This is a genomic window from Kribbella pratensis, assembly GCF_004366075.1.
Classification (GTDB): Bacteria; Actinomycetota; Actinomycetes; order Propionibacteriales; family Kribbellaceae; genus Kribbella; species Kribbella pratensis.
The window spans coordinates 889,793-899,868 of sequence record NZ_SODU01000004.1; the positions used below are offsets into that span (position 1 = coordinate 889,793).

General features: G+C 69.0%; 10 protein-coding genes. 8 read left to right on the plus strand and 2 right to left on the minus strand.

The features are described 5' to 3' along the window. Positions 1-36 precede the first annotated feature (36 nt). The 7 genes from EV137_RS36595 (at position 37) to EV137_RS36625 (ending at position 7,999) form a co-directional block, all read left to right on the plus strand. A complete protein-coding gene (locus EV137_RS36595; RefSeq protein ID WP_134132700.1) occupies positions 37-1,227 on the plus strand; it encodes a hypothetical protein in 1,191 nt (396 codons plus the stop codon). Then, positions 1,224-1,928, plus strand: coding sequence for a hypothetical protein (locus tag EV137_RS36600; RefSeq protein ID WP_134132702.1), 705 nt, complete (start codon positions 1,224-1,226; stop codon positions 1,926-1,928). The genes EV137_RS36595 and EV137_RS36600 overlap by 4 nt, the downstream gene beginning before the upstream one ends. Further along, positions 1,921-2,589: a hypothetical protein gene (locus EV137_RS36605; protein ID WP_134132704.1), complete on the plus strand. Its 669-nt coding sequence runs from the start codon at positions 1,921-1,923 to the stop codon at positions 2,587-2,589. The genes EV137_RS36600 and EV137_RS36605 overlap by 8 nt, the downstream gene beginning before the upstream one ends. Then, positions 2,586-5,711 (plus strand): coiled-coil domain-containing protein, encoded by a 3,126-nt coding sequence (locus EV137_RS36610; protein WP_134132705.1) that lies wholly within the window; start codon positions 2,586-2,588, stop codon positions 5,709-5,711. Before EV137_RS36605 ends, EV137_RS36610 begins: the two co-directional genes overlap by 4 nt. Positions 5,712-5,819: 108 nt before the next feature. Continuing rightward, entirely contained in the window at positions 5,820-6,047 is a 228-nt protein-coding gene (locus tag EV137_RS41215; protein WP_202871302.1) for a hypothetical protein, read from the plus strand. A gap of 210 nt (positions 6,048-6,257) precedes the next feature. Continuing rightward, positions 6,258-7,106 (plus strand): glycoside hydrolase family 76 protein, encoded by an 849-nt coding sequence (locus tag EV137_RS36620; protein ID WP_238175799.1) that lies wholly within the window; start codon positions 6,258-6,260, stop codon positions 7,104-7,106. 242 nt (positions 7,107-7,348) lie between these two features. After that, on the plus strand, positions 7,349-7,999 hold the full coding sequence (locus EV137_RS36625) for a hypothetical protein (protein WP_134012578.1): 651 nt from the start codon (positions 7,349-7,351) through the stop codon (positions 7,997-7,999). A gap of 3 nt (positions 8,000-8,002) precedes the next feature. On the opposite strand, the gene EV137_RS36630 is transcribed toward EV137_RS36625, so the two are convergent. Both EV137_RS36630 and bioB read right to left on the minus strand, forming a co-directional pair. Then, positions 8,003-8,482, minus strand: a complete 480-nt coding sequence (locus tag EV137_RS36630; protein WP_134132707.1) for a P-loop nucleotide/nucleoside kinase family protein — start codon at positions 8,480-8,482, stop codon at positions 8,003-8,005. Positions 8,483-8,491: 9 nt separating this feature from the next. Continuing rightward, on the minus strand, positions 8,492-9,547 hold the full coding sequence (bioB, locus tag EV137_RS36635; protein WP_134132709.1) for a biotin synthase BioB: 1,056 nt from the start codon (positions 9,545-9,547) through the stop codon (positions 8,492-8,494). A gap of 152 nt (positions 9,548-9,699) precedes the next feature. Here bioB and EV137_RS36640 point away from each other — a divergent pair, with 152 nt between their 5' ends. Further along, on the plus strand, positions 9,700-9,954 hold the full coding sequence (locus EV137_RS36640; RefSeq protein WP_134132710.1) for a helix-hairpin-helix domain-containing protein: 255 nt from the start codon (positions 9,700-9,702) through the stop codon (positions 9,952-9,954). The last annotated feature ends 122 nt before the right edge of the window (positions 9,955-10,076 follow it).

The window sequence follows — 10,076 nt, forward strand, 5'->3', positions numbered from 1 at the left end:
CCTATTGCTGTTGCCAGCACCCGGGAGGGAGGGCGGATGGACGCGACACTGCTCGACGCCGAGGCCGACGCGGCCGTGCTGCGTGTCTACCGTCAGGTGTTCGCCGTGCTCGCCCGCGAGGCCGGCGCGATGATCGTCGATCCGGACCTGCTGGACGCCGACCAGGCGATCCTGGACGCGTTCGCCGAGGCCGGCAGCGACGGTCTGACCGTGGAGCAGGCCACCCTCGCCTGCCGGGCGTATCCGCACGACGTGATCGTCCGCCGCTTCGACGTCCTCCGGCAGTACGGCGCGATCACCAAACTCGTCGACCGTCCGAACGAGTTGCGCCACCGCGCCGCCTTCGCGCCGTACGTGATGCTGATGTTCCTCCGGCGGATGTCCGTGCAGGGCGGACAGGGCGAGCTGCACCAGCTGCTCACTCTCGAGGCGCACAGCGTCAGCGACCCGCAGGCGACGGCCGACGACGGCAAGGCCTCGATCGGCCGCCTGACCAAGGTCTTCCGCCTGCTAGGCAACGAGCTCGCGATCCTCGTCTCGACCAGCACCACCGCCCAGCTCCGGGAGAACGCCCAGCTCGCCTGGGGCAACGAGCGCCTGATCGAGCAGGCCGAGAAGGTGCACCGGCTCGTCCTGGACCGCTGGCCCGAGCTCCACCGCGAATGCACCTCGCTCCGGATGGCGCTGGCGGCGTACGCCGATGCTGTCCAGCTCGCCGCCGGTCGCCTGGTCGAACGCGCCGGCACGACGCGGGCACTCGGCCTGCTGCCCATCGAGACCTGGCTGACGTTCTCCCGGAGCAGCGAGCCCGACACGCTGGCCGCCGTACTAGATGGTCTGCTGTTCGACGCCGCCGCACCGGACTTCTCCGCGCAGACGCTGGTCGAGGCAGTAGAAACAGGACGTCGCAGCGGGACCGCACGGATGGCACCGCCACGTCCGACCGCGGACGCGGATGCTCCGGAGTCGGCCGCAGCGACGGACCGTGAGGACCTGCGCGCCGAGGCCGAGCGAGTGCTGGCCGGGCGCCCGTCCGTCGACATCGTCGAGGTCATCGACGGGGCAGGCGACTGGATCACCGCGCGCCGCGTGCTCGCCGAGCTGACCGCGGCGCATCTGCACGACGAGCTCGACTACGAGCTGGTGTGGTCCGACGGTATGCGGATCGATCCCACCGCGGGTACGCCGTGGGCGACCGAGGGCGTGTTCCGCCGGGTGACCCGATGAGCACTGAGGCGGTCGAGCGGCGGCTGCACAACGCGTTGTGGTGGGCGAAGGTGCAGTCCGCCGGCCCACTCGAGGTCGACCCGGATACGCCCGCCGTCGCCGGTCTCACCCGCGCGGTGGCACCGGACGGGTCATCGGTCTGGCTGGTGCCGACGCTTCCGTCGGGCGCGGGTCATGGCGTGCTCGACGAGCTGGATGCTCCCCCGGTCGCGGTCGAGCAGCCGAACGAGACAGCCCGCATTCTCGCGATCTGCGTCGCCTGCTGCTGGACTGATCGCAGTGCCCCGGCCTGGCCCGGGTCGACGGGCACGCTCGCGCAGATCAGGTCCGTGTACGCCGGAATGCGCGGCCGCCCCGAGCAGTCGAGCGACCTCACCCTGATCATCGGCAGCCTGCGCCGCCTGCACGCCACGCACTGGCTCCTGTGGAACGACAAGGCCGGCGAGGTTCGCCTCGGCCCGCGCGTCATCACCTGGACCGCAGCCGACCTGTCCACCCTCCGCGACCTCTGCCGCCACCTCCCCGATCCACCCCCGCCGATCCTGTCCACGCAGCCTCCCGCCGAGCCGGTCTCCGACACCGCACTCCCCACCGCGACCGCCCCGCCCGACGCCACGCTCCGCAGCGCGACAGCCCCGTCCGACACCGCACTCCCCAGCGCGACTGCTCCGTCGGGCGACGAAGGGGAAGCGGATGAGTGAGCAGCACGCGTTGTTCGACCCTCTGCTCCAGGACCTCAGCGACCGCTCCCGCGACGAGGTCCTCGCCGCGTTCAGCGCGGTGCAGTACGCCGCGCACCCGGTCGCCGAAGTGCAGCTGGCCGGCCTCCGCGACGTCACCCTGCGCCGCCAGGTGCAGCGCATGCTCAAGCTCATCGGCCGGACCCTCGTCCACGTCGACGGCACCCATTGGACCGCGGGGTACGACGACGACATCGCCGCCAGCCTCGTGGCTCAAGGCTGGCAGCCGTTGTCCGTCATCGACCGCGCGGTGCTGGTGCTCGTACTCATCCACTCCGTCGCGATCCCCCGCAGCGAAGGCATCCTGACCGGCGACAGCTGGAAGTCCGCGCGACCCACCACGGTCGATGAGCTGCGGACGACCAGGATCAGCGGCGAGGAACGGCGCCTCGCCCTGCAGCGGTTGCGCGCCGCTGGGTTGATCCAGCTGTCCGGCGATCACTCCGGCGGCCCGTCGTACATCCCAGGTCCGCAATTGCAGCGTCTGACCCCGGCAGCCCGTCGTCGCCTGCAGGATCAGCTGATCCTCGCCGCCGCACCGGCCAGCCCGATCGCCGAAGCCATCCGCGCCCGCAACGGCGGCCCAGCAGAAGTCAGCACGACAACGGGAGAAGGCATATGAGCACTGAGGACGGGCCGTTCGACATCCTGGGGTCGAAGGTGCTGCTCGGTGTGCAGGTCGTCGACCTATCCCGCCTGTCGACGCATCCGATCCCGATGATCGGCCGCGGCCTGATCACGGTCGCCGGCCAGGGCCCGACCGACTCGAACGGTGCCGGCAAGTCGTCCTGGATCGCCGCGCTCAGTCTCCTGCACGCTGACGACCAGTGGCGCCTGACCAGCGGCGCGCCGGGCGCGGCCGAGCTGCTGTTCACCGCCGAGGCGGCCGGCCAGGAAGGCAATTGGTCGAACGTCGACCGCGGCTACATCGTCGGCGTCTTCTCCGACCCGGACCTGACCGACCTCGAAGAGATCGAGGCCGCCGCGATCACCGTCTGGATCCGCATCAACCGCAAGGCGTCGTACATCGACCTGCGCTGGAAGCAGGGCCTGCACATCCCGTACGGCGCGACCGAGGCCGAGCGGGCCGCCGGCGCCGACGCGTTGTGGGCCTCCCTCCCGCACTCGAACGGCCGCACCGATTTTCACGCCAACAAACTCTCCCAGGTGCTGTACGGCGGGCAGGTCCGATGCGTCTCGTTCTTGTCGACGTCGGTGCGTTCCAGCCCTACGGCGAACCTGCTCGCCGAGCCGCTCAACGAGCTCGGCCCGGCCCGTATCTTCAACGCGATCGCGACGCTCACCGGTCTCGACCACGAGCTCGAGCAGGAGCAGGCGCACCGCTCCGCCGAGCACACGCAGCGCGAGGCGACCAAGCAGGCGACCGCTGACCTGCAGCGCTGGGAGCAGGAGATGGCGACCGTTGAGGCCGGCATCCTGCAGCGCGCCGCGGCGCGGGAAGCGCTCGCCGCGGCCAAGGAGTCCTGGCAGGCGCGCTCGGCCCGGCACCTGATCGACGGATCCGCGCGGAACGACGAAATCCTTCAGGAGCTGGCAGTTCTCGACGAGCGGGTCGCCGAGCAGGAGGCCCGGAAGGAGGCGATCGAGGCCGACATCGATGCCTTTGGCAACGAGGAGGGCCTGCTCCGGGACGTGCAGCTGACCCGCCAGGAGCGGGACAAGCTCGACGCTCGCGACCGGGAGCTCGACCTGGCGCAACGGTCGGTGCGGGAGCAACTGGAGCGTCTCGGGCAAGAGCATCGGCGGCTGCTGGAGGCGGGCCGTTCGGCGGACGGCCGCGATCTGTCCGCGGCTGCTGAGGAGCAGGACGAGGCTCGTGCGGTGCTCGAGGAGCACATCGGCCGCGACCACGCCGCACGTTCCGCGGTCGACCAGGCGACGGCCGAGCTCCGCGAAGCCGAGAGCGGTCAGACGGTCTCCGCGCCGCAGCAGCAGGTTCTGGAGAACGCCGGCATCGAGTGCGGCGCGCTCACCGACATCACCGAACTCGCCGAAGCCGACCGAGCCGAGTGGGAGCCACGACTCGCGCCGTACCGCGAGGCGGTCGTCATCGACGCCGGCGACGCGACCGTCGCGTCGACCGCGCTGGCCGACGCCGGGTACGCCGGATTCGTGCTCGTGCTGGCAAACCGGCCCGGCGCCGAAAGCTCGACAAAGGGCTCCACGAAGCGCGGACCCAGGTCGGCGGACAAGCGGTTCGTGCTGGACGCGTTCTTCGCCGCGATCGGCGAGCGTGCGACCAAGGACAACATCGACGATGTCGCCGGCGTGGTGGCTGTCGGCCAGTTCGACGAGCCGATCACCGGCCGGACCGCGCGGATCGAGGCCGCCCGTCGCCGCGTGGAGGCCGCGGTCGAGGCCCGCACTCTCGCATCAGCAGCCTTGGACCAGGCCCGGTCGCGGGTAGAGCAGGCAGAGCGTCGTACGGCGGCTGCTCGCGCGCTCGCCGATGCGGAGTCGGTGCAGGAGCAGATCCTCGCGCTCCGTGAGACCGTCGACCGGCACGAGAGCGACCGCGACGCGCTCGCACCGCAACTGCAGGCCGCGAAGGAGTCCGCCGAGGCCGCCGCGGGCCAGCAACTGGTCCGCGACGAACGCCTGAAGAACCTCGAAGCGACCCGTCGCGATCACGACCGGATCCTCGACGAGCTGACCGGCCGCCGCCTCGCGCTGCGCGAGGAGCAGGCCACCCTCGACCTCACGACCCGGACCACGGCCTGGGGCGGGACGCCCGCCGAAGCCGAGGAGTTCATCCTCGGGCTGCCCGACGACGCGCAACGCCGTACGACGGCCGACTGGAACCACCAGACCTGTACGCAGCTCGACGACGTCATCCGCCGCTGCTTCCCGAACGCCCGGTCGCGGGAAGAGATTCCGACCGAGCTGTGGGAGATCCTGAACGGCCCGGACGGCTGGACCAACGGCACCCTCGGCGACCGCGTCGGCCTGGTGCCGGCGCTGCAACGCACGCTGAGCACGCACCTCGCCCAGCACGAGACCTTCGACAGCTTGCAGCAACAGCAGATCGCCAGCCAGCGCGCCGAGCGGAACGCCGCGCTCGAACGCGCCCGCGAAGGCCTCGGCGAAGCGGAGAGCACGGCCCGCGCCCATCGCGCGTCGCTCGCCGACGGCATCAAAGCACGGCTCCGCCTGGTGTCCCAGGAGTTCGACCGCCTCGACCAGCAGTACGGCGGGTACGGCGCGAAGCTCGAGTTCCCCGAGCCCGATCCGCCCGCCGAGCCGGACAAGCCGTGGCGCTGGACGGTCACACCGAAGTGGCGGCGGTCCGAGGGCGGCCCGTTCTCCGCGTTCAACGTCAAGGGCAACACCGCCCAGATGGACGAGAAGGCGGTGAAGCTGGTGTGCGCGGCCGCGCTCGCCGGCGGCTCCGACCGTCCGCTGCTGCTGATCCTCGACGAGCTCGGACGCAACCTCGGCTCGCAGCACCGTCGCGAGGCGGTGGCGCTGTTCGAGCAGATCGGTCGCGACCGGAACATCACCGTGATCGGCGCGCTCCAGGACGACATGGAGCGGTACGCGCTCGCCTCGTCCCGGCTGTACGTCAAGCTCCGGCGCAGCTCGGACACCATGCCGTACAACCAGGCGCCGGTGGTGAAGGGCAACGAGGACAACGCGGCCCGGGTCGAGCTGCTCCGCGAGTGGATGACGTCGTACCGCGGTTCGACGCCGACGCTGGAACTGGCCTCGCCGACGCTCACGTAGTCCGACAATTTCCGACAGAAACAATCACGCGAGGTCTTGACCTGGCTCTGTAGGCCCGCATACTCACGGTGAGAGCGCTCTCTTCCTACCGCCCCAGGGAGATACCCCATGCTGTCGCGACCGCTTCTGCTGCTGACCACAGTCCTCGGCCTCTTCGCCGTACTCCTGACACCGCTCGAAGCGAGCGCGTTCACCCCGAAGCCACCGCCGTTGTCCACGCCGTGGACCAGCCAGGTGTCGGTGACCGATCCGCTCCCGGAGTACCCGCGGCCGCAGCTGACGCGCACCGAGTGGCAGAGCCTCAACGGCGTCTGGCAGTTCGCGCCGACGACCTGAACAACCCGCCGACCGGGACGCTGCCCGAGGAGGTCCTGGTCCCGTATCCGATCGAGTCCGCGCTCTCTGGCATCCAGCGCCACGAGAACCGGATGTACTACAAGCGCACGTTCACCGTCCCGGCCGGCTGGTCGGGACGCCACGTGCAACTCAACTTCGGCGCGGTGAGGTGGCAGTCGAAGGTCTGGGTGTACCGATCTGCGTTGGATCGTGAACGAGGTGTTCGACAAGAACAAGGGAGTGTTCCCGGCCGGCGAGAAGAGCGGTGACGCGCTGGAGGGGAACTTCATCAGTCGCGCGATCGACGACACGGAGTGGTGGGCCATCGCGTGGATCGAGGCGTACGACCTGACGGGCGACCGTCGGTACCTGGACATGGCGGTCACCATCGCCAACTACGTGCAGGGGTACTGGGACACGAGCACCTGTGGTGGCGGGGTGTGGTGGGACCGCGAGCGCACGTACAAGAACGCGGTGACGAACGGGCTCTACATCCGGCTGACCGCGGCGCTCCACAACCGGCTGGCCGGCGACACCGTCTGGCTGCAGCGGGCAACCGCGGGATGGAACTGGTTCATCGGCAGCGGGATGATCAACTCCTCGAACCTGGTGAACGACGGGGTGACCGGTGCGTGCGGCAACAACGGCCAAACCGTGTGGACGTACAACCAAGGCCTGGCGATCGGCGGCGCGCTGGAACTGTGGCGGGCCACCGGAGACAGCTCCCTCCTCGCGAGGGCTCGGCAGCTGGGTGACGCGGCGATGTCCTCGCTCAGCCCGGGCGGCGTCCTCACCGAGAGCTGTGATCCCGCCGGCACCTGTGACGACAACCAGAAGCAGTTCAAGGGCATCTTCATGCGGTACTTCGTGGACCTGGCGGACTCCACCGGCGATGCGTCGTACCGGACCTATGCGCAGCGGCAGGCCGACTCGATCTGGCAGAACGATCGCGACTCGCTGAACCGGCTCGGGCAGCGCTGGGCGGGCGGTGGCACGCGCGACTGGCGCACGCAGGCGAGCGCTCTGGGAGCCCTGGTGTTGGCGACTCCGGCGGGCTGAGCTTGACACTTGTCCAGATTTCGATGTGTTGTTACCAAAATCGGACCCCGGTGCTGACCAGTGACCAGGCGGTACAGCAGACTGGTCCGGTGACTTTTCCGGAGAGGCGCCGTACCTGCTCACATCGAGTAGGCGGAGCTCTGGTCAAGCGGTCGTATGACGGCGTACCGTCGCCTGCATCCGGCACCGTGTCACGGCCTGGCGCAGCATTGCCGCCGCCTCATCATGATCGGAGGGCGTGAATGGCATCCTGGCTGCTCCGCGCCCAATGGCCGCATCGTGACGAGTCCGTCGAGCACCGCGCGCTCCGGGTCGGCCGGACACTGACCGCGGTGGCGGTCGCGTTCCCCGACGTCCACATCTGGACGCAGGACGAGCGCTGGGGGTACCACGTCCTCGAGGCCGACGGCTCCACGCCGCTGCAGGAGATGGTCGAGGCGACGACGAAGGTGCTCGCGAACGGCACGAGTACGACGCGTCTGCACCTGCAGAGCACGGGCGAACTGCCATGGCTGTTCGACCTGTCCATGGGCGGCACGATGACGACTGTCTCGGACCAGCTCACGCTGCACTGGAGCGACGAGGACGCGCTGCGGCAGTCCGAACGCTTCGCTCAGGTGCTGCGCGCGGTCGTCACGATCTGGGAACCGCAGTGGGCGAGCATCGCCGACACCGAACTCGCGGCGGCGGCCGGCGTCTTCCGGCGGGGGATCCCGATGATGGGCTGGCTCACGTACGTGCGGGGCATGGTGGCCGGCGCTCCCGGCATCGACATCACGCTCACGCCGTACGAACGCGGCACCCTTCTGCAGGCGCCCGTCTCCCCCATCGACCTCACACCGGTCCACATCTGCGCAGCGGCCGCACTCGTCGGCATCGCGCCCGAGGAATGATCGCTACTCCTTCACGATGAGCTGCCGATCCCAACGCTGCAGCTCCTCCGCAGTGGGCACTTCGAACCTGCCGCTCCACTCCGTGAGCTCCTCCCGGCTGACGCCGAACGTCGCCTGCGGCAGGTTCGCATTGCGTCGCTCGATCCGCGCCCACAGCACCTCGAACGGCAGATCGAGTACGACGATCTCCGCACTCGCGCCGAGCGCCTGGGCGCGGGTCCGGAACAGATCTCGTTCCTCCTCCGACCAGCAGCCGTAGTCGAGGATCACGTCCACCTCGAGCGTCAACGCCCTGGCCGCGACGCCCCAGAGCAGCTCGGACTCCAGCACCCAGCGCCGTCCGTCGACCTCGCTCGTGTTGAACAAGGCGTCCATCCACTCGTCCGGCGTCAACCGCAGCGCCTTCCTCTCCTGCTCGAGCCGTCGAGCCCAAGAAGTCTTGCCGGCGCCCGGCAGCCCGACGACCAACACCATTCCAGCCATCCGGCGAGCCTAGTCGGCGGGAGCGGCACTGCCTGCACCGCGATGTCTCAGTGTCACCAGATCGTGGCGGGCGACCGGCAACGTCGCCTGCTCCAGCCCTTCGATAGTGAAGCCGGCGTCGGCGATCAGCTGCAGATCGTCCCCACCCGGCTGCCCCTCGCTCGTCAGGTAGTCACCCAAGAAGATCGAGTTCGCCACATGCAACGCCAGCACCTGCATCCCGCGCAGGTGAATCTCCCGCCCACCGGCCAGCCGTACCTCGACATCGGGGAAGCAGAACCGGAACAGCGCCAGGATGCGCAGGCACCGCTCGGGTGTCAGCTCCCAACGCCCCTCCAACGGTGTCCCTTCGAACGGGATCAGGAAGTTCACCGGCACCGAGTCCGGATCCAGGTTTCGCAAGGCGAACGCCAGATCCACGATCTCGTCGTCCGACTCACCCATGCCGAAGATCGCCCCGGAACACGGCGACAGTCCACCCCGCGTCGCCCGCCGTACCGTGTCCACCCGATCCGCGAACGTGTGCGTTGTACAGATCTCTCCGTACCGCTCCTCGCTCGTGTTCAGATTGTGGCTGTAGGCATAGGCGCCCGCGTCGCGTAGCCGCTCAGCCTGACCGTCCTGCAGGAGCCCGAGGCACACACAAACCTCCACCTGCGGGTGCTCGGCCTTGATCGCGCCGATCGTGCTCTCCACGCGCCGGATGTCCCGGTCTCCCGGGCCACGTCCGCTCGCCACCAGACAGACGCGTTTCACCCCAGCATCGACAGCCTTGCCGGCAAGTTCCGCGGCCTCGGCGGGATCGATCCACGAGTATTTCATGATCTGCGCAGTCGATCCGAGCCGCTGCGAGCAGTATGTGCAGTCCTCCGGGCAGAGGCCGCTCTTCAAATTGACGATCGTATTGAGCTTCACCCGCCGGCCGAAGAACTCGCGCCGCACACGGAAGGCCGCCGCCACCACATCGAGCAGCTCGTCATCCCCGGCGAGCACCCGCAGCGCCTCCGCGCGCGATGGCAATTCCCGATCCAACGACTTCGTCACCAGAGTCTCGAGTACAGTCACCGCTCGATCCTCACCCGAGGGCAGAGCTCCAACAATTGTCAGAAACCTCCAAGGACCTGCAGCGGATCTTGCGCGGGTCAAGCTTGCCTACCGAGGCGAGATCGTCCGATCTGTTCAAGACCTGCACCGGCCGGACGCGGGATGGTCGAACCATGTCGAAGACCGAACTCACGAGCCTCATGAACGTTGGCCCGGCCGTCGCCGACCATCTGAGCCGCGCGGAGATCACGCGGATCGACCAACTGGCCGGCCGGGATCCTGTCGAGATCTACGAGACGATCTGCGAACGGGAGCAGCAACGCCACGATCCGTGTCTCCTGGACACGATCATGTCCGCCGTCGACCAGGCGAACGGCAACCCGCCGCGGCCCTGGTGGACGTACACGCCCCAGCGCAAGGCCGGCTGATCGCCACGACGTACAGAAAATTCGGGCCCACAAATGTTAAGGGCCACCCCTCGCGGGGTGGCCCTTAACAGTGTGAATGTCCGGCGGCGTCCTACTCTCCCACGACCTCCCGGTCGCAGTAC